General features: G+C 46.3%; 20 protein-coding genes. 3 read left to right on the top strand and 17 right to left on the bottom strand.

Features of this window, described 5'->3' with window-relative positions; translation table 11 throughout:
- Positions 1 to 46: 46 nt before the first annotated feature.
- Positions 47 to 952, top strand: a complete 906-nt coding sequence (gene miaA, locus JXR92_RS07600) for a tRNA (adenosine(37)-N6)-dimethylallyltransferase MiaA (RefSeq protein WP_138345063.1) — start codon at positions 47 to 49, stop codon at positions 950 to 952.
- Here miaA and JXR92_RS07595 read toward each other — a convergent pair.
- The 5 genes from JXR92_RS07595 to JXR92_RS07575 all read right to left on the bottom strand — a co-directional run bounded on the left by JXR92_RS07595 (position 928) and on the right by JXR92_RS07575 (position 7,429).
- Positions 928 to 2,169 (bottom strand): carcinine hydrolase/isopenicillin-N N-acyltransferase family protein, encoded by a 1,242-nt coding sequence (locus JXR92_RS07595; protein WP_117964792.1) that lies wholly within the window; start codon positions 2,167 to 2,169, stop codon positions 928 to 930. The two genes, miaA and JXR92_RS07595, sit on opposite strands and share 25 nt — an antisense overlap.
- 101 nt (positions 2,170 to 2,270) lie before the next feature.
- Positions 2,271 to 3,041, bottom strand: coding sequence for a TlpA family protein disulfide reductase (locus tag JXR92_RS07590; RefSeq protein ID WP_117964794.1), 771 nt, complete (start codon positions 3,039 to 3,041; stop codon positions 2,271 to 2,273).
- A 12-nt stretch (positions 3,042 to 3,053) separates the two neighbouring features.
- The gene (locus JXR92_RS07585; RefSeq protein WP_131225850.1) at positions 3,054 to 5,135 is read right to left on the bottom strand and encodes a M56 family metallopeptidase; all 2,082 of its coding nucleotides are present in this window, start codon (positions 5,133 to 5,135) and stop codon (positions 3,054 to 3,056) included.
- 36 nt (positions 5,136 to 5,171) lie between these two features.
- The gene (locus JXR92_RS07580) at positions 5,172 to 7,037 is read right to left on the bottom strand and encodes a TlpA family protein disulfide reductase (RefSeq protein ID WP_138345061.1); all 1,866 of its coding nucleotides are present in this window, start codon (positions 7,035 to 7,037) and stop codon (positions 5,172 to 5,174) included.
- 29 nt (positions 7,038 to 7,066) lie between these two features.
- Positions 7,067 to 7,429, bottom strand: a complete 363-nt coding sequence (locus JXR92_RS07575) for a BlaI/MecI/CopY family transcriptional regulator (RefSeq protein ID WP_117599411.1) — start codon at positions 7,427 to 7,429, stop codon at positions 7,067 to 7,069.
- Positions 7,430 to 7,639: 210 nt separating this feature from the next.
- Here JXR92_RS07575 and JXR92_RS07570 point away from each other — a divergent pair, with 210 nt between their 5' ends.
- Both JXR92_RS07570 and JXR92_RS07565 read left to right on the top strand, forming a co-directional pair.
- Positions 7,640 to 8,344, top strand: coding sequence for a hemerythrin domain-containing protein (locus JXR92_RS07570; RefSeq protein ID WP_117599410.1), 705 nt, complete (start codon positions 7,640 to 7,642; stop codon positions 8,342 to 8,344).
- Positions 8,334 to 8,948 carry a response regulator transcription factor gene (locus JXR92_RS07565; RefSeq protein WP_206897469.1) on the top strand — a complete coding sequence of 205 codons (615 nt, stop codon included), beginning with the start codon at positions 8,334 to 8,336 and terminating at the stop codon, positions 8,946 to 8,948. Before JXR92_RS07570 ends, JXR92_RS07565 begins: the two co-directional genes overlap by 11 nt.
- A 494-nt stretch (positions 8,949 to 9,442) precedes the next feature.
- Here the strand turns inward: JXR92_RS07565 and JXR92_RS07560 are convergent, their stop codons facing one another.
- From JXR92_RS07560 to xyl3A, 12 genes are all read right to left on the bottom strand, one after another.
- Entirely contained in the window at positions 9,443 to 11,494 is a 2,052-nt protein-coding gene (locus JXR92_RS07560; RefSeq protein ID WP_138345057.1) for a cytochrome c biogenesis protein CcsA, read from the bottom strand.
- 29 nt (positions 11,495 to 11,523) lie between these two features.
- Positions 11,524 to 12,678, bottom strand: a complete 1,155-nt coding sequence (locus JXR92_RS07555; protein ID WP_005835334.1) for a Rid family hydrolase — start codon at positions 12,676 to 12,678, stop codon at positions 11,524 to 11,526.
- A 65-nt stretch (positions 12,679 to 12,743) separates the two neighbouring features.
- On the bottom strand, positions 12,744 to 13,460 hold the full coding sequence (locus JXR92_RS07550; protein WP_008665536.1) for a hypothetical protein: 717 nt from the start codon (positions 13,458 to 13,460) through the stop codon (positions 12,744 to 12,746).
- 24 nt (positions 13,461 to 13,484) lie between these two features.
- A complete protein-coding gene (locus JXR92_RS07545) occupies positions 13,485 to 14,696 on the bottom strand; it encodes a porin (protein WP_087332953.1) in 1,212 nt (403 codons plus the stop codon).
- Between the two features lie 29 nt (positions 14,697 to 14,725).
- Positions 14,726 to 16,159 carry a di-heme oxidoredictase family protein gene (locus JXR92_RS07540; RefSeq protein WP_034523352.1) on the bottom strand — a complete coding sequence of 478 codons (1,434 nt, stop codon included), beginning with the start codon at positions 16,157 to 16,159 and terminating at the stop codon, positions 14,726 to 14,728.
- Positions 16,160 to 16,268: 109 nt separating this feature from the next.
- Positions 16,269 to 17,420 carry an imelysin family protein gene (locus JXR92_RS07535; protein WP_117680609.1) on the bottom strand — a complete coding sequence of 384 codons (1,152 nt, stop codon included), beginning with the start codon at positions 17,418 to 17,420 and terminating at the stop codon, positions 16,269 to 16,271.
- A gap of 29 nt (positions 17,421 to 17,449) precedes the next feature.
- Positions 17,450 to 18,832 carry a hypothetical protein gene (locus JXR92_RS07530; protein WP_005823799.1) on the bottom strand — a complete coding sequence of 461 codons (1,383 nt, stop codon included), beginning with the start codon at positions 18,830 to 18,832 and terminating at the stop codon, positions 17,450 to 17,452.
- A gap of 179 nt (positions 18,833 to 19,011) precedes the next feature.
- Positions 19,012 to 19,470: a hypothetical protein gene (locus tag JXR92_RS07525; protein ID WP_009037112.1), complete on the bottom strand. Its 459-nt coding sequence runs from the start codon at positions 19,468 to 19,470 to the stop codon at positions 19,012 to 19,014.
- A gap of 25 nt (positions 19,471 to 19,495) precedes the next feature.
- Complete coding sequence (locus tag JXR92_RS07520) at positions 19,496 to 19,705, bottom strand: type II toxin-antitoxin system antitoxin (protein ID WP_005835322.1); 210 nt, start codon at positions 19,703 to 19,705, stop codon at positions 19,496 to 19,498.
- Positions 19,706 to 19,771: 66 nt separating this feature from the next.
- Positions 19,772 to 21,130, bottom strand: a complete 1,359-nt coding sequence (locus tag JXR92_RS07515) for an alpha/beta hydrolase (protein WP_138345055.1) — start codon at positions 21,128 to 21,130, stop codon at positions 19,772 to 19,774.
- Positions 21,131 to 21,142: 12 nt separating this feature from the next.
- Positions 21,143 to 22,099, bottom strand: coding sequence for an SPFH domain-containing protein (locus JXR92_RS07510; protein ID WP_138345053.1), 957 nt, complete (start codon positions 22,097 to 22,099; stop codon positions 21,143 to 21,145).
- A gap of 198 nt (positions 22,100 to 22,297) precedes the next feature.
- Positions 22,298 to 24,892, bottom strand: a complete 2,595-nt coding sequence (gene xyl3A / locus JXR92_RS07505) for a xylan 1,4-beta-xylosidase (RefSeq protein ID WP_138345158.1) — start codon at positions 24,890 to 24,892, stop codon at positions 22,298 to 22,300.
- Between the last annotated feature and the right edge of the window lie 6 nt (positions 24,893 to 24,898).

Here is a 24,898-nt window from a genome sequence, read left to right as displayed (position 1 = left end):
AGAAAGGCGCGGATTGTTATGGTTCGCGCCTAAATTTTATACCCGCATGCACACCCTAATCGTACTTATCGGCCCCACCGGAGTAGGCAAAACAGAATTAAGCCTCCGATTGGCAGAACATTTCCATACTTGTATCGTCTCGGCCGATTCGAGACAACTCTATGCAGATTTAAAGATAGGCACGGCTGCCCCTACACCGGAGCAGCTGCAACGGGTACAGCATCACTTCGTCGGTACCCTGAAGCTGACAGACTATTACAGTGCCGCCCAATACGAAGCGGAAGTAATGAAGCTGCTGGAAGACTTGTTTACAAAGCATAACACCATACTGCTGACCGGAGGCTCAATGATGTATGTAGATGCAGTCTGTAAAGGCATTGACGACATTCCGACCGTAGATGCCGATACACGCCAACTCATGCTGTACAAATACGAAACAGAAGGTCTGGAAAGACTTTGTGCGGAACTTAAGCTGTTGGACCCGGAATATTACAAAATAGTAGATTTGAAAAACCCAAAACGCGTAGTCCATGCTTTGGAAATCTGCTATATGACGGGCAAGACCTACACTTCCTTCCGCACCCAACAAAAGAAAGAACGCCCCTTCCGTATTATCAAAATAGGATTAACGCGTGACCGGGAAGAGCTTTATGAACGCATCAACTGCCGGGTGGACCAAATGGTGGAAGAGGGTTTGGTGGAAGAAGCGCACATGGTCTATCCGCATAAAAGTCTAAATTCCCTAAATACAGTAGGCTACAAAGAAATATTCAAGTACCTGGACGGCGAATGGACATTACCCTTTGCCATTGAGAAGATAAAGCAGAACTCACGCATCTATTCCCGTAAGCAAATGACCTGGTTCAAACGGGACGAGGAAATCCGCTGGTTCCACCCTGAGCAGGAAAGAGAAATACTGGAATACTGTCATTGCTCCATCAAAGGCGTATAAGCCTTTCGGACAAGTGCTTCCACATCTTGATAAAGCTTCTGCATTTCTTGAGAATCAATGCTTCCTTGCTGTCTCCAACTGTCCAACAATGGGCATGTACGGCGAAACACCTCCGCCTCCACCGGAACAAGCTGTTGCATATAGCCGTTATTCTCCATATTGTACAGTTTTTCCCAATTCAGATAACGATTGGTTCCCATCCCCTGATTGTAACAGAAGACATTATTGGAAAGCCGGAGTGACCAATCACTGAGCGGAGCGGCAGCACACGCCTTGTCCCAACATACCATCGAAGGCAGAAATTTATCCGCATCCTTCACCCAAAGTGGCACGGCAATGCCCGTAGGAGAATATCCCAGCATTGTCCACATCGTAGTAAGTTCCGCCTTCTCACCCGGTTTTACGCCCTGCACCACAATGGAACAAGAAGTGCTGTTACGGGGAATAAAATCCTGGTCGACAAACCAACCGGAACCTTGCGGGCGATTAAACTTCCCGCTCCTCAAATCAATATCGAGCATGCAATTGCGGAACGAACGTGAAAGGTCATTGAAGATACCCTGAGGTGTCACCCCACCCGTTGCAGAAGCCTTCATCAATACCCGGTCTGCCTCCATATAGCGTACATAACCCGCTCCCCGGTTCACCTCACCGGCAAAAGAAAAGTTCGTACGGGCAATGTAACCGTAAGGAGCATCTTTCGGATCATTGGCATCATACATCGTATATTTATAGTAATCCACCTCAAACATGGCGGCACCGCCTTTGGCATCAATCACGCCAAAATTGGCTTCTATCAGGCTGGGCTTGGTGATGGTATCAAGAAAATGGCAGAAGTCCTCCACCGTGGCACAAACCTCCAAAGCACGGTAGATAATCCTCCCGTTGGCGGCACCCCGTTCTTCCCCATCTTTCACTTCCACCAGATTGTAGGATTGGGTGTTCATCAAGGCAAAGCCGGCGGAATTGGTACCGACCCATGCCTCCTTCAAATCAGGGAAATTGTCACTATTCACATCGGCAATGAAGTCATACTTCTCACCTTTCACATAAGCTACATGATTTCGCAGATAGTCCGTATCACGGTTTTTCCATAGCAACGGACGGCCGTCAAGAGTAACCTTTCCGGAAACGACGGCAGATGTACAAGCCAGAACCGGCTCGGCAAAAGTGAGCGCAGCAAGCAGTCCCAATATTAAAAAAAGATGTTTTATCATAACCTTCCCCTTCCTTAGATTTATATTCGCAAAGGTATGATAATCTGTGAAAGAGCAAAAGAAATCCTCTGAAATCCTTATCCCTATTCATCAAGAAAGAATTATTCGCTGACAAGTTTCTGCAACTTATCCTGTATATACCGAAGTTTCGCAGTTCCAGTACCTTGTTCTATATGGCGGATAATACCTTTCTTATCCACCAGTATAGTGACCGGCATACCGCTCACATGAAAGGTCTCGAAGAAAAACAAGTCATCGGCTATCTGGGTAAAGAGAAAAGGACGGCTCTCTACAATTTTCTTTATTTGTGCAGCACTGTCAAAAGTCGTAGCAAGATAGGTTACATCAGGATAGACTTCCATCCATTTGTTCAGCTCCGGCATTTCACGGATACAAGGGCCACAGCCAGTATACCAGAAGTTCAAGACCATAGGACGGCCCACTACATCGGTATTAGTCCACTCCTTCCCTGCGGTATCTTTTACTTTGAATTCTGGAAAGGGTTTACCTATCCATTCCTCTGTCTTCAGAGTCCGTACGACAGAGACTATCGGGAGCTTCTGCCCTATCCCTCCACGATAACTCATCAAAAAGGCTTCCGCACCAGACACCTCTTCAGCAGGAGTAGCGTATTTTCTCACATCTTCAGGCAGCACAAAATCCCTGCACAAACGAAGTTCTGTAACCTCGTGTCCCACGCCGTCCTTATGTATAACGTAGGCTGCTACATTATCCGAATCCACACAAGGTGGCATGCCTTCGAAGAAAAGGCCATCCACTAAATAATATTTCTTACCTGCTGTCTGGGCAGAGCAAAGCCCTGCCCCCACAGCTATCAGAATCAGAAACAAAGAAAGAATTTTACTTGTCATAGTTGTTAGAGACTATTCATTTTTTAGTGTAATCGTAAGCTTGGATTGCGCCTTCACTTTGCTGGTAGCCATGCCTATATACGAAGCAACCAATACAGCATCCTTAGAAGGAACAGAAAGGACAAAATTACCATTGACATCGGTAACGCTTCCCGTAGTGGTACCTTCTATCAGAACAGCCGCACCAATAATAGGCTCGCCCTGCTCATCCACCACTTTGCCTTCCACTTTCATATTACCTTGAACGGAAGTCTTTTCTACAGCTTTAGTTTTTTTAGTAGCAATGTAAATCTCACCTTTTCCACCTGCCTCTTTCTTCACCTCAATGCTCTCAATATTCTCCGCAGGTATTAAATCATCGATAGTTTTAGTACCCAAATCAACCTTTTCTCCATCAATATAAATAGTCTTCGTTAAATCAAGACTACCGTTATGCTGTACTTTAGCGTTCTCTGTCACCTCTTTATCCCGACGGATAACTATACCTGGAGTTCCTTGTTTCAGGGTTATCAAAAGAACACCATTCTTTCCCTTTTCTCCATATAATTCCGTGGCAGATTTATCTTTCAAAACCGTTACACGCTCTATCTTATCAGGATCCAATGCACTCATGACAGATGGTGTCACCTCTTTTCCATCCACAATATACAGTGGTTCTTTCCCATTACCTGCATATCCTTCAACTGTAATACCATTGGCAGAAGAAGTTTTCTCAAGTTTGTCATCATCCAAACTGAACATCACCGGAACCGTATATTTCACCGCCACCGGCTGCCCCTTCTGTCTCCCCGGTTTCCACTTCGGCATATTACTTATCAAACGCAACGCTTCAGCATCCATATCCTTATCTACAGAACGGAGAAGTTTCGGTTCCTTGATACTTCCATCTTTATCCACCACAAATTGGACAGTCACACGCCCTTGCGTACCTTTCTCTTTGGCAGATGCCGGATAGCGCATATTGTCTTTCAGATAACCCATAAGAGCACTCATTCCACCTCCGGGAAATTCCGGCATCTCCTCTACCAGTTCAAAGACCGGAGTTCCCTTCAACTGCTTGCGGACTTCCGTAGGTACATACTTCACATCGGCAGGTTTCGTTGTGTCTCCTACACTTTCCACCACTTTTGTTTCTACAATTGCAGCCAAATCGTTAACTTTGACACTTGAAATCTCCTCAACCTTATCGGAGACTTCTGGACGGGCAAAAGTTGTCACTGCAATGGCAGCTACCGGAAGTACATAAAGATACTTCAAACGTGCCCACGGACTTGATTTTTCTTTTAACATCATAGTGATACGTTTTTTAAGTTTACTGTGATTAAAGCTGTTGGCCATAGAGTAGAGCCTTGTGCCGACAGCTTTTTTTATTAATAATAGTTGATACTGTTTTGCATCCACACCCTCCTTTATCACCGTTTCATCCGCTTCAAACTCATGGATATTCTGCAATTCCTGCTTCAGGAGCCATGATGCCGGATTGAACCACTGAAAGAAAATGCAGACATCAGCCACCAGCAAGTCCCAGGAATGGCGGTTATGGATATGGGCAAGCTCGTGGATAAGGATTTCCCGTCCGTTCTCCTCCAAGTCTTTCCGTGGAATGACAATATATCCCATCCAACTGAACGGAGCGATGTCACAGTTGTGTACAATCAAAGTAACGCGCTCTTTCCTGCCCGGCAAGTAATTGCCGACACTTTCTTTCTTACCCGCTTTCAGCAACATCAGCAACCGCACCAACGAACAAGCATTGCGGAGAGCAAAGAAAATGATTCCTGCCAGATAAACCAACAACGCCACCTGTATCCAGGTGACCGTTGCCGCCTCAGCCGTTATTCCGGTTTCAGTAGCATTCATTGCATCTGCCATCATCAACAACTGTTCCAATGTCAGCATGGTCTGATGCACTTCAGTCTCTTGCCTTACACTTACCTCAACCAAAGGCAGCAGGCACGACAACAACAAAATGCCCAGCAACGCAAACCGGTTGAAACGATGAAATGTATCACGTGCCAGCAGCAAGCGATAAAACAGATAGAATACCGCCAGACAAACGGATGATTTGAGTATATAAACAAAAAACAGACCCATGGAGTTATTTACTATTTAACGATTTACTATTTACAGCTACTTAGTCAGTTCATTCCGTAGCATCTCCACTCCGGGGAATCCGGTTACTTTGTAGGAGACATCTCCTTCACGGTTCACTACGAAATAGGTCGGGATGCCCGGATATTCATACAGCTTTGCCAATGCTGTACTTTGCTCATTACTGATGCGGCAATGGATGCCGTGTATATCCGGTATCCTCAATTTCCATTTCCCTTCAGGAGATGATTCATCCGCAATGTATAAATAGACCACCTCTTTCAACTCTTCCTTCAAAGGTTTCAGACTTTTCATTGCCCGCATACAAGGACCGCACCAGGTGTTCCACATATCGACCAATACCATCTTACCACGATAAGGACGGGTAATAACTTTCAATAAGCTATCTGCCGCTATCTCCTTTCCTACTTCAACAACCGTATATCCGGTCTTGCCCTTAGCAGCTTCCATCCCGGCCTTCAATTCAGCCTCAATCCTCTCGTTTCTCATCAGGAACAATTGCCTGAGGTCGGGAGAAGCAATGCTGTCTACCGTCCGATGCTCTTCCTCAGTCAAAGGCATGTACTTGCTCAGATTACGGGAAGCACGCCTGGCAAGAAGCATGTCCGGCCAAAGGGTGTCCTGCACAAACCTGTCACGAAGTTCTCCGGTAGCAGTCCGCACAAAATCCGTATAAAAGTCATAATACTTCTGCGCGGGAGAATGCAGAATATCTAGTTGCAGTATTTCCTTGAAGTATGAGGTGCTGTCCACCGTCATGTCCGCCCTTTTCACACCCTTCCTGCCCGAAAGCATCGGGGCATAACTAAGGTTGCTCTTGTAATTATAGATAAGGCTGAATAGATTCATATCCAGATTTGACCGGATATAGGTGCGGCAAGCCTGACTCATATCCTTGTTTTTCACAAGTTCCTCCAGCATATCTTCATAATGCCTGAACAGATATTTCTTATATGCCTGCGGAGTCATCCCACAAATATCGGAATAAAAATCATCAGCTTCCGATAAGCTTTTCATTTCACCGAACCGCAACAACTCGGTGTTCAGTCCGGCATAGTCTCCTTCAAACCAGACGCGGTTCTCCACTTCCCCATCGCTTTTCCTGCTTAAAAGACGGCTCTGCGAATAGAATATTTCGGGCAGATTGATTGTAATATCCAGTTCTCCACCCGGCACAAGGAACAATTCTATCTTCGAACGGGATATCCACAACGCAGCACCGCTTGGCAACAGCACCTCCGTCTCATAGCGGAACGTGCCATCCTCCGCAATCTCCAAGTCCTTGCCGGTGAAATACATAAAGAACCAAGGCGAGCCATAGTAGCGTAACGTCACTCCATATTCCGGCTTATACCCTAATATCCGTCCTTTTATGACAGCCTTTCCTGCATTCAGTTCCGGTGCGGGCAAGGGTAAAACTTCATCCGGCTTCTTGTCCAGTAGCCTTTCGGGAATATCCACCTGAGGCTTCTGCCCGTTGAGCTGTATGTCGTAGATTATCCATCCCTCATCACTGCCAGGCATCTCCAGAAAGTCAAAACTCTCGGTGTCCATCGGAAGCGGCCTAAACTTCAAAGTAGCGGTCATTTCACCGGAAGCAGGAATACTTGTCCATTCCCCTCTGGAAAAACCGGTATCCCCCCAATATTCATAATGCTTTCCGGATGCCTGCAATACGGCTGCCGAATCTATCCTGACCTTATCACCCTGCATACCGTATATCTTCACATCCAGCCAAGTCGTGTCTTCTCCAAGTATCACTCGCTCCACTTCGATGCTACGCGTATTACAAGCCATGAAATAGGGAGTCTTTACAATTTTCTTTGCTTGCAATCCGCAGCAAATACTCACCAGCAACCAACAAACCAATCCGATGTTTTTCATAAGCAAGAGTTATTAGATTTTCAATTACCTCAATCCTTTCCCTTTTCCACCTCTTGTATCAACAGTTTCAGTTCTTCCAAAGATATATCTTCTTCCCTCACCAAAGACGACACTGCACTGAGATAGGAATTATTGAAATATTTACTGATAACATTCTTCAGTGTCCGCTTGCGAAAATCCTCCTCGCTGACCACCGCATAATACTGATAGGTGTTACCATATGCATGATGGCTTAGGAATCCCTTATCCTCCAATCCCCTCACAATGGTGGACAAAGTATTGAAATGGGGTTTCGGCTCTTCATAGAATGCCAGCATTTCCTTCACAAACAAGGGTCCTTTTCCCCAGAAAAAGCCCATGATTTCTTCTTCTTTTGCAGTCAATCCTTTCATAACATTCTTTGTTTTCCGCAAATAACTAAATTATTTAGTTCAAAAACTAATTTCTCTCGTTAAATAAAACTAAAGCTTTTAGTTTATCCAGCAAACACCACTCTCCAACCATCTCCCGACAAGCAAAATACCTACTAATAGTGATTGCAGTTCTCGGATAAAAGCCGTTACTTTGCGCACGAATTAAAGAATTAAAAACAATAACACACAATGAATGAGCAACATAAGTACCGCTCCACGGACAAAATGAGCGACCTCATCTGTGACAATTACTCCTTATTAATGGTGATGAGCCGCTTCGGACTGTCATTAGGATTCGGAGACAAGAACGTGAAGGACGTCTGCGAAGCGCAAGGCGTAGATTGCCCCACATTCCTCGCCGTAGCCAACTTTATCAGCGAAGAACAATACTCTTACAGCGGCAATGAAAGTGACTTTTCCATTCCCGCCCTTATGGATTATCTGAAGCGTGCCCACACGTATTTCCTCGACTTCAACCTGCCGGCCATCCGCCGCAAACTCATCGAAGCCATCGATTGTTCCAGTACAAACGATGTAGCCTACCTCATCCTGAAGTTCTTCGATGAATATGCCAAGGAGGTACGCCGCCACATGGAATATGAAAACCAGGCCGTATTCACCTACGTAGAGCACTTGCTCCAGGGCAGACTATCGGACGAATACAACATCGCCACTTTTGCCAGCAAACATAATCAGATAGACACCAAACTGAAAGAACTGAAGAACATCATCATCAAATACTACCCGGAAAAGGAGAACAACAATCTCCTGAATGCGGTCTTGTTCGATATATTCAACTGCGAACAAGACCTTGCCACCCACTGCCAGGTAGAAGATTATATGTTTGTTCCCGCCGTAGCGCAAATAGAAAGGAAACTGAAAAATGAACAATAATACTTCTTTGAAGATTGTCATTGCAGAAACTTCGGTCATCATCCGAAGTGGTCTGACGGCTGTTTTGAAGCGTATTCCCAACTTGAATGCACACCCTATTGAAGTTTCTTCTCCGGAATCGCTGCAAAACTACATTCACATGCATCCGGCAGACATTATCATCATCAACCCCACTTTCGGTGGCTGGTTCGACCTGCCCGCCTTCAAGGCAGAACACGGAAAATCCGGCATCAAGTACATTGCTATGGTATGCTCCGTCATCGACAACAACATATTGAAGAAATATGACGAGAACTTCGCCATGTGCGATGACATAGATGTCATCACCTCCAAAATCAACCACTTGCTGCACACCGAGGAGGAAGAGGAAAAAGACAGCGAACAAGAAACCCTGAGCCAGCGCGAAAAAGAAATCATCACCTGCGTTGTGAAGGGCATGACCAACAAAGCCATCGCCGACAAACTCTACCTCTCCATTCATACTGTCATTACCCATCGCCGTAACATTGCACGCAAACTGCAGATACATTCTCCGGCAGGGCTTACCATCTACGCTATTGTGAACAAGCTAGTGGAATTGGGAGACATCAAGGACTCTCTATAAGGTTCTTCCGGCAACTGTTTCCCTACCCACTACGGCCTATAGGGAAAAAACGGATGAATCCCTTGCAAAAGTATTCTCCCCCATACGGGAAAAGGCCTCTGGCTATTGATTAAGGTTTATCTTGTGACTGGCGATATACATCTTTAGCGTAACGATGTATATCTTCAGCATAGAGATGTGCATCTTCAGGCTGAAGACAAAGCTCATCCCCTATGTCAGCCCTCCCCATGCTATGACTCAAGCAGTCTGACAAGTAGCCTTAACCAACCTTGCCCACAGTATCCGCCACGCCATACACAAATCCCCACTTCACGATATCACATCGGAAAGTGGGGATCCTTTTATCTTCATAAAAGTGGTTACGTAATTATGACTAACTAATTCATTCAAATCTGATGTTGCAAAGATAAGGCATCGGCAGACAGTACGCAATCGCTCAAATTAGGTATAATGAAAAAAGCCAGTCATTATAAATAGGTAGAACCACCCGCAAATCAAGCATTGGCATAGCTATGCATTCCTCCAAGGATGTAGTTCACCCCAAAATAGGTCATCAGGACTGTCAGAAAAGCGACAATCATATAGATGTGGAAGAATAACGGCCTGCGGAAAATGCGCAGGCTGCGCGCATGGAACGCCGCTCCATAAACCATAAAGGTAATCAGCGCCCATACTTCCTTCGGGTCCCAAGCCCAATATCGCCCCCAAGAAGCATTGGCCCAAACCGCACCCAGAAAAATACCGGCTCCCAAAAAGAAAACGGCAGGATAAAGCAGCAATCGGCCGAGCAGCATCAACATCCGGGCTGAACGGCGAAGACACAATGCCAGTATGCCGTTCAGCATCATAAAGGCAAACAAAGCATAAGACATCATTATCAACGACACATGCGTACTGAGCCATGGAGAAACAAGCACGGGCATCAAGGGAGTGATTTGGGGATTCATCTGTCCCAAATAAGACACTAGCAAGGCAAAACCGGACAGCAAAAAGCCGAAAGGCACCATAAACGGGAAGCGCCGCCGAAACAGACAAGCCAGGAACAGCGCACACAATGCCATGAACTGCATCGTTTCGTATCCGTTGCCCAACGGTATTCGCCCACCGATGTACCACCTCAGGCCATACCCGAAGAGCTGAAAGAGAAACGCCGCATAAAGAGAAAACGGGAAAAAAGTATCTGCCAAACGCGAAGAGAAAGAGAGCGCTACAATCCTACCGGAAGAGTCTGACAATGCCGACGAACGACGCAGGCCGCGATACAGCAGACGGAAGAAAGCCAGCATCCCCACCGTAAGGTTGAACATGAACAGTAATTTGCTGAAAGGAATACGGTTATACAGCAATTCGGCTTGTATTTTAGTATCGGAAACAGGCTCCACACTCCCGTCTTCCGGCAAAGGATGAATCAATGTACCATTTTGGAGCATCAAAATCAGTCCCACCTTTTCATCCGCCTCTACAATGGCCTTTTCCAGAGAAGTCATTTTCTGATGATGGTCTTGCTTCCCCTTCCAGAACTTCTGCAAGCGATACTTCTCACCGTCGAACAAATCAGCCAGACATGCATAGGGTGTCTCCAAATGAAGCAGGCGACGGAGTGCCTCGTTTTTGATATAAATCATCGGCTCATTCTGCCAAACTTCCGGACGCAGAAGCCATCCACCAATCACCTGCTCCGGCGTCATGCCTCCATAAGACGGTTTTCCCGTCAGTTTCAGTACAAAATCGCGCGCAAGGGTATTGAAAGGAACCACACGGTCATTATAAATCACCTGCTTACGGGCGAGACTATCCGCCTGCTTGCGTGCCAGTGCCGGAAGGCTTCTCTTCTGCGCATGTACCCCACTTCCCAGACACAGCAACAATAGAACAAACATTCCTCCCTTCTTCAACAACGGATGCCTCAGCAGCCTGCGGAACTCTCCACCCCGGCTGACCAGCATCCAGAGCATGGAGACACCTAACAAGAGGTATCCACTATAGGTAACCCCTATCCCCCACGGGTCATAATTCACTGTCAGCCAGCTCCCCTGCATATCCTCATCAAAGGAAGACTGATAAAAGCGGAACCCCTGCCGTGAAAGAATACGGTTCATGGAGACGGGCGTCTCACCGTGAATATAGCTGATATAATCTGCAGGAGCATCCGTACCCGGATAGTACTCAATCCGGAAACTGTCCAGACGTAAGGTGAACGGTAACTCTACAACCTGCCTGCCGTCTTGTTCCAAAAAGCAGTTCACCTCACTGCCGACAGTAAGATGCACATATCCTTTTCGGCCACAAAGAAACGTAGTCATGGCTCCCGCCAAAATCACGAGGAAGGAGCCATGCAACAACAACGTCGGGAGACGCCGCCACAACCGCTGTCTTACAAGCACAACAACAGTCATCGCAGCAAGGGCTCCCCACAAACAACAGAACCAAATCGTATGATAAACATGCTTTTCTACAAAATCCGTACTGTATGTCTGCTCTACAAACGTAGTTGCAGCAAGTAAGAGCAGCAAACAACCATAAACAGCTATGAGAAACTTTTTCAATTAAGAGCTATCAATTAAAAGTAAAAAAATCAATATGGAGCAAACTCCTTGTTTTCTAAAGACTTGACTCCCATACATTCCATCTCTATCAGCCAACCCGGACGACATACGGGAGCATATACAAACACTCTCGGAGTATCCGGAAAACGCTCGTCATACATTCCTTTGACCACGGTATAGTCTGCAACATCCCGCAGATAAACAATCATCTGTCCTAAATCATCAAACGTACAGCCAGCCTCTTTCAACAAAGCCTCCACATTCTCCCACATACGTTCCGTCTGCTTGCGAATGTCTCCGGGACATACCACCTCACCTTTATTATTGATGCTCGCAGTACCCGAAATAAACACCTGGCGACGGTCGCCATAATCCACATACGTACCTCGCTCGAAACTCACACCGTATTCGTATGTGGGATTCAGATGTGTCGGTGCGTAAAGGTAGTGAATTTGTTCAGATTTCAAACCATCTACAGCATAAGTATCCATCTGAACCGTCACTTTTGGGTCGGCATGACGGCCACCGATACCGGTACTGGAAATATAATGAGTCTTCTCCGTCAAGTCCTGGGTAACAAACACCTCATTACGCGCCTTCACCACTCCGGCATAATTCACATCCACGTTCTGTACAAAGAACCAGGTACGTATGCAATTATCAGCCAGCTTACAGCCCTGTTCCATCAGCTGCATCACATAGTCATTCAACAGCAGACGGGTCTGGTATTCCGAATTGGCAGCACGATTGAAAGAGCCGCCTCCCCAAAGGTGACGGTAGGCGCCATGTCTCACTTCGAACAATCCGTTATGAAGCACCTGTGTTTCCACACCTTTCTGCAGATAGACCCACAGTGCAATCTTTGTACCGTTCAACGGCGGCTGCTCTACCACGGAGAGTGCACAATCCGAACATTCTGCCGAAAGCGCCAGTAGCATATCTGCTTGATTGGCGGCGTCACTTAGAAAGTAGCGTTTAAAGATGGCAACAGCACCTTGTAGTTCACTTTCACGCAGTTGGCAGTAAGTGTCGACCACCGCATTCAGCTGTTCTTCATAAGTCGCTTCCGGTCTGGTGGCATGAATCATTACATGATATTCCGAAACACCCGCTTCTACCTCATATTTAAAGATTTCGGTTAAGGTATTCTCCAATTGATTAGTTTGTTGTTGTTTATTTTTCATATTAAATATCAATTAGTCGTTGTTGTTCAAAAAAGTACCGGTATTACCAGTAAGGCCCATCATTATTACGGCTGTGCACCATCGTCAATCCAGTTGCCAATCAAAGACTGCATATCAGATGAGGTTATCATCTGAGAATGGTCTATACGCCAATCCGAGCTGATGTCCGTACCCAATATGAGATGCAAGACACTTTCTGACGCATTACCGGGCATAACCCTCATTTTACCGTCCACCGTCGTTGAAGCCCGGTTGACCAGATCAGCATGGCTATGTCCTTCCAGCAGATTCAAGCCACCACCCGGAGTGGTGCTAAGACCATGGCAAGCCGTACAAGTGGCATTGAATATTTTTTGTTGAATGGCATTGTACATACTTGCATCAACTGTTCCTGCATCCATAAGTATAGTATCAGCGATTTCAGTACATTCCATTGCCACCAAACTGACAATGCGCTTCCTCAACTTATTGATTACACATAGCTCGACAGTTGTCACCTCATCCGTTATGCCGGACATTGTCAACTGGATTTCATCATTATCCGATTCGGATGCCGGAACAACCTTTGAAACAATGGCATAATCGCTTTCATCATCAAATCCTGCCACTACCACACTATAGTCGCCCGACCACTTATCCACACCACTAATCCGGCCTGTCATCTTCACTGTGCGTCCTTCACCCGTGGCCACAACGGCATTCTCATAAATTCTCCCCTCATCGCATGCATGCAGACCTATAAGAAGCACGGGCAGAAAAAAGAAAAGAATGTATTTTTTCATAGACGAATCCTTTCCTGACTTCATTTAGAATGTATATTGAAGCATCACCGTGGCAGAGTGAGTGGCCAGACCTAAATTATCATTATCACGGTCGAGCTGCGTGTCGTGTCCCCAACGGGCTACATACTGATACATTGCCTGCAATTTCAAGTTGCATCCTCTGAAAAAGTAGTTCATACCTACAGCAGGCATATTCAGGAAACCGTCGTCATCCGTACCGTTACGATTGAAGATATCGTAGCGTGCGGCAAGCTGTAGGCGGGGAGCGACAAAGTAACCACCTTGCACATAACCGCCTAAAAAGCTATACGATTCATTTATCTTTTGCCGTTTGGTGAAACCTACATTCATATAATAAGCTTCAGCCGCCAGATAGAGCTTGTTCTTCAACATAGCAAATTCCAACCCCACACGGGTATCATTGGTACTCTCATTTTCACTCTCCACATTGATAGAACCCGAAAGACCGAATAATATCTTATCCTCGTTCAAACGGTTAGGATTACCTTGTGTGGAAGGCATCACCCCCTTGGGCATATAAGTCAGACGTCCGGCATACAGCAATGAAGGGATATGCCAGTCATCACTCATCGTCTTTGAAGCTGTATTCACGGAAGCTCCGGTTCCATTGAACAAGCCGACTTCATAACCGAACTTATCTGCCACCAGACCGTGAACTTCAACACCCAGGTCAAATCCCGTACCGATATTAGGCGTCACGGCATTCAACGAATAAGGCAAAATTACAGAAGACGTCAGAGAAACCGGCAACTGGGGAAGCAGTGTTTCGCCAAGAGTTGTCAGATAGGCATGCGAGAATGGAGTCTTGAACTTTCCGACACGAATCGCAAATTGTTTTTTCAGCTGTACATCGAACCACGCCTGCTGTAACAGCGCTCCTCCACTTGCAGCAGCATTGATGGACAGATTGAAAGCCACTTTTCCAAAAGCCTTGCCAGTAAAGCCAAGTACGGCATAAGGAATGGAAAAACCCGAATTGGCAATATTATCTTGGTTATAAGCCTTATCCAAGCCTTCATCATCATACCAATTGAAATTAGCACTCGTTTGTACCAACAGATAAGGCTTGAAAACAAAGTCACCTTTCTTTGTTTCAATGGTAAAACCTTCTCTTCCGGCCAATGACACTACACCATTCTCCGTATCTTCCTCATGTTGCGCCATAGCGGTCAAAGGCAAAACAGCCAGCATGGCGACATATAAAAATTTCTTCATAATTACTTTTTATATAAAGCTTATTAGTTCTAAAGTGAATTTAAAAATGCAATCAGGGCATCACGGTCATCCTTGCTCATGTTCTTAAAGAGATTTTTCGATGCTTCTCCCTCTCCCCCATGCCACATTATGGCTTCAACAAGATTGCGGGCACGGCCATCGTGCAAGAAGTAGGTATGTCCGTTTACCTTTTCCTGAAGCCCGATACCCCAAAGCGGAGTAGTGCGCCATTCATTGCCACGCGCCAACCCACTTACATAGTTATCATTCAGACCGACTCCCATAATTTCGGAGCCCATATCATGCAGCAAAAAATCCGAATAGGGGTGAATTGTCTGACTTCCCAACCATGGCAAACGGGTACCGTTCAACAGCACGGAGCCCCGAGGCTTGGTATGCAACGTGGTGACATGGCAAAGATGGCACTTGGCTTTATAGAAATTCTGTTCTCCCCTTATCACCTGCGGGTCATTCACATTACGCCGTGCAGGAACACCAAGACTCTGCATATACAAGTCAACATCTTCCATATCTTCTGTAGAAACATCCAACTGGGCATAAGAAAGCCCCATCATGCTGCCTTGATTCACCTGGGCCTGCCCCTCGCATATCTCTTCCGGATAGCGGCTATTGGTAACACCCATATCACTTGAAAAACCAAGTTCAACAGTCAAATCCGCATGTTGAGCCTTATTTCCCGACAGCCCCAAGCTTCTCACACCACGTTCGGTAATGTAATTGCAACGGCCACTTATACCATACTCCGGATAATTACTTTTTGCAGCAAGCGCTTCAATCTCCGTAGGTTCCAAAGCCATCATTTGCCCCATACCGACATGTCTCAACGGGATACGCACCGTACAGAACATATCTTCAGGCTTTATACTGTCAGCATACCATTCGGATATGGAATAAGCCGGTCTGCAAAGTTCATACTTCTCTCCGTCGGGAAAGGTAAAAGTCTCATAAGTATACTCCACAGAAAGCTTTCCCTCCGGTTTCACTCCATAAATGGCCTGGTCATGGAGAACACGGCCATAATCCTGAAAAAACGCACCATTCTTGCGGCTTATATAAACCAGCATCGAGGAAAACCCGTAACTACCCGATCCGCCTTCACTCCACAGCGTCGGTTTGGTACGGCCGGCATTACGATGACAACTGCCACAAGAATACCCCGCATAGACTGGGCCAAGCCCCCCTCCCATGCCATTGCTACTCGTACGCACATCATCGTAAAGCCCGTCACCATCATTAAAGCGACTGTTGTAAACACCCGACACCCAATCTGCCGGTGAATCATAGGCCTTGGATGAATTCATGAAGATTGTGGACGTTCCGGCAGACAGAGCGTATCCTTCAGGAATCTCTATATCCAACACGTCAATCCCATCATCATCACAAGCAGTCAAACCTGCCGACAAACAAAGGAGAAGACATGAATATCTCATTAAATGATTCATCATCTTTATCTACTTTTTAATAATGGCATATCCAAACATGCCAAAGAAGTAAAGGCAGGATTCTCCAAATCCCCCCCTTTACTTCTTGAGTATTGTTTATAAATAATTCTTATTTAACTGTACGAGGCTTGCCATCCTTGAAAAGCAGGAATTCTAAAGTATGGAATCCGCGTACATTTTGGGCAGATTCAACTTTTGCATCATCATCACCCTCGCTCCATTCCAAATCGCCCCATTTCTGGGAATTCAGAATCTGGACAATGGCGTTCTGGTCCAAAGGCCAACTATCCATATTCGGGTCAAGCCCCAGCTCATCCACCGGCCCAAATAGGAACGCCTCACTTTCCTCCCAAGGTTCACGGGCTGTTATCCAAGCATTGCATGCCGTCTCAAAAGCACTGTTAGAGGGATTGTTGGCAAGAGCCACCACAGCGTCATACAGCGTACTATTCTTCTCCTTCAAATCCTTATAGGTAGGCAAAACCACAACATTGACATAATTTTCAACAATCGGGTCAAGTGCTTCATTGCTGTTAATGGTGCTATTGTCCCTGATATAAGGTTTCAACTCCTTATCCAATACACTTTCCAGTTCTTCACAAGCCTTGATAGCCGCTACCGTTTCCTGACTGTTGATATTATTACGGAAAGGTTGGGGAATAGCCTGAATAGCCGATGCTGCCGTAGTGATAGCTGCCGACACTTTCGTATCCAACTCCGCATTGGCTCCAGCCACCAATTTTGAAATTGACTTGTCGCTCACCTTACCGTCCAAAGAGCCGTAATAGGCATTGCGGATTGAGTAAATATTATTGGTATAATCATCACGGGAATGCCAGCTATACCATGACTCAACAGCATAGAGGGCCTCTGTAACATTGTTTGCCATATATTTATTATATGGATCACCAATCTTCGTCTCACCTACCTCATTGGAGATTTCAACACAACCGTCGATAACCTGCTCTATACAGTTCCAGGCACTTGAAAAGTTATAGGCACCATTATGAGCTTTGAAGGAAGTTGCAAAACTTGCCCCACCCTTATAACTCGTATTCCAAGAATCATAAAGATTGGTGGCATCTGTCTTCAACAAAGCCGCCACATTTCTCATGTAGTTGTGCCAACTTGCTGCATTCCCCGAATTATACTCAATGTCAGCAGGATTAACTGTACTGTTGTCATCATCATCGCTACAAGCAGTAGCCGTAAATGCCAGCCCTAATACCAAAGCTGTCGCATAAAAGAAATTTTTCTTCATTTGTATAAAATTAATTGATTACTATTCATCTACTTCTTGACAAACCAACCGATATAGGCAATACCGATCGAAAACTCATTTTCACTATTATACTTACCAGTTCCAAAAACCTTGTTTGTTCCGATTTGGCGGGTGGTGTAATCAGCCTTTACCACCAGATTAGGCAAGGCATACCAATTCAATCCAGCAGTCCACATGCTTACTTGACAACGTTTCTCCATTATCTGGCTGGCCTCTCCCTTTTCTTGCGGATTATAATATTCATAACGTGCAAAGGGGTAGATAACCGGAACTTTCCTGTTTCCTTTGAAGAAAGCGCTGATATTCAAACCGGCCTCGGCTGCATAACTGACTACATTCTTTGCAATGGGGGTTATACGGCTGTAAGGAGATTTATTCGACAATTTGGTATTTGCCTCACTAAGCTTCGCTGAATTACCCAAATTTCCGTATACCATATTGGCACGGGCAACCACATATTTATTACGGTATTGGGCATCTGCCGTATAGATTCTTACCGGAATCTTACCGGTAGACGAATAAGTATCCGCTTTGTCAGAATTGGAACCGGCATCAGCGCAGTAATAAAACGAAGCGCCTATACGCAACCCCGGAACCCCCTTGTAGTCCAGACGAGCCACATAGCCCGGTGAAGTAAAGTTGTCTTCTTCAAAGATGCCTTGTTTGCCACTTGCTATCCAGGTGTTACGGTCAAAACCATTGGCATTCAGACCGGCCACTATCATGGCTTGATAATCAAAGCTGGCATATCCTTTTCCAAAAGAACCAAAAAACTCGAGTCCGTTTTCATGCCACGTAGAAGGAAGGATGGTTGTCTCTCCTTCCGGCCGATAAGTTCCAAAGAAATTGATTGGTTCATGATGGGCGTTGGTCAATCCTACCGGGACAATGATGTGACCGGCACGTATGTTGAATTGTGGAACAATTAAACGGGTAATGTGGAATTGCTCGATAGCCACTTCGCCACCCTTTTCCACCTCCGTTTCATACTCACCGTTTTCCGTATTCTCAAGTTCATAAGCAGTACCCGTACCACCGGATTCAAACTCGATTTCAGCACCGAGTATCCATTTGGAATTGAACTTGTAATCCAGAGCCAACACGAAACGGGGTATAGAAATTGTATTCCTATGTTTGTCTGGATTGCCTTCAGGCGCACCATAGAAACGGTTAATACCATAATCCTTAAAACTTGCAACCATTTCTCCGTATCCACCGAAACGGAATTTCTTGTAGTTGTCGCCATCATTCGCTACTTTTTCCTTTTTCTCTTTGTCTGTTGAAATTTCCGTACTCTCTGCTGCAGAAGTAACTTTTTCAGGTTCAGCAGCCTGCAAAGCATTGGCAGAAAGCAGAAAACATAAAACGAATAAGCCTGTTAATTTTCTCATCTTTTATCTTAAATTTTATTGGGGCAAAGGTAGAGGTAGTTAAAAAGGAGAACAATACCTAAAAATTACAAAAAGAAGAGAAAGAGTAACCATTAGTAGGTAATGGCAGATTTATAACAACAAATAAAGATGAGAAAGGAGGGTAAGTGGTAAAAAGGACTATTAAACAGACTGTAAGGCTACTTATATTTAAACGCCAGTATATAGTACCCTATAAATGCCACCCCCAACAAAACAAACGAGACAAGGAGCAGGAGTTTGCCGAATGCATAATACAAGCCCCAAACACTGCCCAAAAGCACTAACAACAGAATGATGTTCATCACCCGGGTAAGGCGTATGGCAAACAAATATTGAACAGCCGCATTGCGCTCGGTGACCCGAATAGGGAAATTGATGAAACGGACGGGAAGATACGCCAATCCCCCCATCAAAAGGAAACAGAAAATGGAACAGCCACCCATCACCCAGACGGCGGGCAGCAGGGCACCTTCTCTTTGGGTATACAGCCAGTAAATGCTAATCCACGTAACGAGCACGATAAGCAGGGCCGTACCTTCCAGAATACGGTCAATCACAGTGGGTTGAAAACGGACATTAGGGCAATTCTTGCCGGAATAAGGACCAAGATTAATCATACTATCTGCGATTTAGAATCTGTTATTACGAATCCTCCTCTGCTTTCTCTTCAGACGGAGGAGGATTCTTGGACTTCTTCATCCGCCCACTCTTCCGCAATGCTTCAGCGATAATCCACTGAAGCTGTCCATTGGTACTACGGAACTCGTCGGCTGCCCATTTTTCAATGGCATCCATCGTTGCAGCATCCACACGGAGGACAAAGCTTTTGGTTGAAGTTTCTTTTTTAGCCACTATTTATTTACTATTTAACAATTTACGATTTACGATTGAAGTTACTTTGATATAACCAAGTACCAATCAAAGAGTATTCTGCTTGCCCCGCACGAAGGAGGCAATGTCATCCATAACATATGCTGGGACGGGCGAAGCATGGCTATACTCAAACGGAGTCGCCTTGCCGCTGCCTTCCTGCAACAAGTGATTCAATTTCGGATAAGATTTGAAATATGCATTCTTGCAGCGCAACAAACCGGAACGCCATAAACCGAAGTCTTCCATAGTCACCTGATAATCTCTCTCCCCTTGAAGAACAAATATAGGCAGCTTTAGTTTAGCGGCAACTTCCACCGGTTTGTAAGCATTGGCAAACAGCCAATATGAGCGGGGCTGCCCCAATGGCAAGGAAATCGTTTCATCAAACTCTTCCGTACCAAGCTTTTTGACATTAGCCAACTGTTGTTTCAATTCATCAAGTTGAGCCTTTACATTGACTGAAGAATCCGTCAAAGAAGAGGTATAATAAAACTGTTCCTCAAGAGCATCTTCAAGCGGTCTTGCCAGCCCGGCAAGGATAATGATACCTGCCAAACCTTTCGAACGCCCGGCAATACGGGGAGCCAATGTACCTCCCAGGCTGTGCCCCAACACATACACACTGTCAGGAGCCAGCTCGGGCAAAGCCCTTACCTGCTCCACTATGGCAACGGCATCGTCCACGGCCTCAGTATCATAATCGAGTTCGCGACCGGCAGGAACGCAAGCCACACCATATGCTTTTGTCCGTTTTTCATAACGGACGACGGCAATGCCGCGTTCCGCCAATCCCCAGGCCAGGTCACGGAAAGGCTTGTTGGGACCTATCGTCTCGTCACGGTCGTGAGGACCGGAACCATGTACCAAAATAACACAAGGAACCCTGCATGCATCCGGACCGACTGCCCGCTTGGGCAAAGTCAACGTTCCGGGAAGCTTGTAGCCGTCGGCTCCCAGCGTAATATCCCTTTCATCCATTTTTGTCTTATCATAGGCTACCGGTTGGGCAGTGCTAACAGCAGGTGCAGGGACCAGCCGGATTGTATTCAGTGCCCCGTCAGCATCAAAAGCCACTAGAAAGCGGAGATTATAACGTTCAAATTCCACATCGGAATAATAGATAGTAATTCCCTGGGCAGAATCGGTCTTCCATTCTCCTTTTGATATGGATTTACCAAACATTTTCTCTGCTTGCCGGAAAGAATCATTGAAGAGTGCCGGAGCCAGTTTCTCCTGCAACTCCCGGTTCAATGCCGCATGGATACTGTCATCTTGCCCTGCCACAAACAATTCATAAATGTGCTGCGCGCGCGCAGTATTCGCATCTTGTGCAAAGCCCCCATATACATTGCCCAGCAAGAGCAGTATAAGAGCCCATCGTCCTATAACCCCCATCTCTTTCATCCGTATCCTTTATCAATGGTTCAACGTTCCCGTATTGACTACCGGTTGTGCAGCCTCGTCCGCACAAAGCACTACCAACAGATTGCTGACCATTGCTGCTTTCTTGTCTTCGTCCAGTTCAACAATTTCTTCTTCAGAAAGTTTATGGAGCGCCATTTTTACCATAGAGACTGCCCCTTCCACAATCTTCTCGCGTGCCGTAATGATGGCGGATGCTTGCTGGCGACGCAGCATCACAGCAGCAATTTCGGGTGCATACGCCAGATAGTTGATGCGGGCTTCCACCACTTCCATACCCGCCATGGCCAGACGCTCGTTCAACTTCTGTTCCAACTGCTCATTGATTTCCTCGCCACCGGAGCGAAGCGTCAGTTCCTCCGTATCAGCCTCATTATCATCATAGGCATACTGACCGGCAACTTGACGAAGGGCGGCATCACTCTGTATCTTCACAAAGTTCTCGAACGCATTCATACGGTTGGCCACCGCATTACCAAGGCTCACCTGGTTGGCATTGCCTGCTGTGGGAGTGGATGCAGCCATCGTCTGCGAGTCAATCTCAAACATGGCTTTATAAGTATCTTTCAACTTCCACACCAATACCAATCCTATAAGTATGGGATTGCCAATCTTATCATTCACCTTTATCGGCTCCACATCCAGATTGCGTGCACGAAGCGAAAGCTTCTTCTTATTAAGAAAAGGGTTTACCCAGAAAAAGCCGGTCTCCTTGAACGTCCCTTTATATTTACCAAAGAACACCATAGCACGCGCCTCGTTCGGCTCCAGCTCCATATAGCCGGCAAACATAATAAACCATATCAGACACAGACACACCGAAAGGATCAAGGTAGGCACAGAAATGATAAACCCAAAGATTATCACTGCCGTAAGCACTACCAAATGAAGGAACAAGGCCAAAAAGCCATTCATCTTGAAACCACTGAAACCACACTCTTTTGTTTCCATATTCTATAGATTTAATTGATATCATAATGATATCACAAATATATCAATTAAAATTAGATAAGAACAGAGAAGCAAGGAAGTTAACATATTGTATTAAGGATTATTAAGAACATGTATCCCCAGTACACAAAAATTCCGCTTGAGGGTCATGACTTACCTTCAAGCGGAATTTTCTTTTTCGACTTTGTCAGCAATGTATCAAGGCTGAATGACAAAAGACCGGCGCAGCAAACCAGCAGTCTGCGAGCTACCGCCCACCATAAGTTCATAACTGCCTTCGGAAACGCACATGGTATTGCTTTGCGGATTCCACCACACCAACTCTTTATCGCCCAAATCAAACTCTACATCGACCGTCTTTCCTGCCGGGATATGTACCCGTTTGAAAGCACGCAATGCCTTGCTCGGTCCTTCGACATCATCGTTTTTCTTCAAATAGACCTGCACAACCTCTTCACCGTCACATTTGCCGGTATTGGTTACGGGGACATTCAATCTCAATTTCTCACCGGACTTTATATTATCCGAACCAAGCACCACAGCGCCATAGCAGAAAGAGGTATAGCTCAATCCATGACCGAAGGGGAAAAGCGGTTCCTGGGTCATGTAACGGTAAGTCCGGCCGGTCATATTATAATCCTCAAAATCAGGAAGCTGTGACACATTACGGTAGAAGGTTACCGGCAAGCGTCCTGCCGGATTGTAATCACCGAACAAGACTTCAGCTACAGCCGTACCGCCTGCCTGACCGGGATACCATGCCTGCAGGATAGCTCCACACCTCCCGGTTTCCGGCTCCAAGCCGATAGGAGAACCTGAACAGTTCACCAACACCACCTTTTTACCGGCATGGTGCAAAGCGGCAATCAGTTCCCGCTGGACAGCAGGCAACTCAATATCAGTACGGTCGCCTCCTCTGAATCCGGGAAGCTCAACACCCATCTCCTCGCCTTCGAGGTTCGGAGAGACTCCTCCCACAAAGACCACGACATCAGCATCCTTTACACGCTCCACAGATTTCCTCACATCCACTTCATTCTTAAATCCAAGGTCAAAGTTCAGCTGTGCATCGCTACGGAAATATTCAAAATCCAATTCAACGTCATACGTTTTTCCTGCTTGTACCTGCAAAGTATAAGCACTCTTCTGCCCACCGTGCTGATTGGAGAATCCTCTCACTTCCTCCCCATTTATCCGCAATCTCCCTGAGCCATAAGCATAGATGTCAAAGACCACCTCTCCCGACTGGTCGGGAGTGAATACGCTGTTGTAGGTAGCCGAGAAGTCGGTAAGGTTCACACCCGGAGCAAAAACCGTGGCACCGGATGTACAGAAATGGAAAGGAGTGGTCACTTGGGCAGTAGTGACTGGCTCACCGTCACGAGTCACGTTATTCCAGTAGCGTGCAGTAAATCCGGGTTTCCCGTCGGCAGTCTTGCAACGGTTGAAGACGCTCTGTATCTGAGCTCTCTCCACCCATCCGCAGCCTTGTTCATAAATAAGCCGATCATCACTCCCCAAAGCTTTTCTAATTCCGTCCAGAATGGTAACTGTGTGCGGAGGCATACCGTTATAATTTCCCCACTGCATCACAGAATCATTGGCATTCGGACCCATCACGGCTATAGTCAGCCCTCCACGCTTCAACGGCAAGGTATTATCCTTGTTCATAAGCAGTGTCATTGACTTGCGCGCCATGTCGAGCGCCAGAGAATCGTGTCCGGCAGAAGCCACCACAGAAAAAGGAATGCCAGTCCAGGACACCTTCTCCGGCTCGTCCATTTCACCCAAGGCAAAGCGAGCCGTCAAAAGACGCTTGACTGCTACATCCACTGCTTTTTCATCAATCTTTCCCTGCTTCACCGCTTCTACCAGGGCCTCGTAACTCGAACCGCATTCCAAGTCAGTCCCACTCAGCACCGCAGCCGCCGAAGCGGACTCTGCATCAGGATGCGTCTTATGACCATAGTCTCTGTAAAAATCGGCAATAGCTCCACAGTCCGAAAGGACAATACCATCAAATCCCCACTCATCGCGCAAAATCTGCATCAGCAGGCGGTCGCTACCGCAGCAAGGATCGCCCTCAAAACGGTTGTAGGCACACATCACCTCCTTCACTTTTCCTTCTTTCACCAAAGCTTCGAAAGGAGGAAGATAAGTTTCATACAAATCACGGGGCTTGATATTTTCCGCATTAAACTCATGGCGGTTCCATTCCGGACCTGAGTGTACGGCAAAGTGCTTGGCACAAGCATGCAGCTTGTCATATTTTCCATCGTTCGTACCCTGCAACCCCTTTACAACCATCACTCCCATACGGCTGGTCAGATAAGGGTCTTCCCCATAAGTCTCTATACCCCTTCCCCAACGGGGGTCGCGGTAGATGTTCACCGTAGGCGTCCACATCGTCAATCCTTGATAGCGTTCACGACTTCCCTGAGATGCATAGTAGGCATTCTTGGCACGGGCTTCATCGGATACGGCAGTAAATACCTCGTATACAGTCTCCGGCGAGAAAGATGCCGCCATACCAATCGGTTGGGGAAACACTGTGGCCAGCCCGGCACGCGCCACTCCATGCAACGCTTCATTCCACCAGTTATAGGGTTTGATGCCCAGACGTTCCACCGGTTTGGAGCTGTCCATCATCAAGGACACCTTCTCTTCGAGCGTCAGTTCCTTCAGCAAAAGTCCGGCACGCTCTTCTGCCGGCAGAGATGCATTCTTGTAAGTAGCCTGCCCGCATCCCGACAATAGGAAGAGTGGCAATAGGTAAAGAAGTTTCTGTTTCATCATGGT

Source organism: Bacteroides parvus (genome assembly GCF_017309675.2).
Taxonomy (GTDB): Bacteria; Bacteroidota; Bacteroidia; order Bacteroidales; family Bacteroidaceae; genus Bacteroides; species Bacteroides uniformis.
Note: the sequence above shows the minus strand (reverse complement) of the source record. Positions and strands in the feature narration are given on the sequence as shown.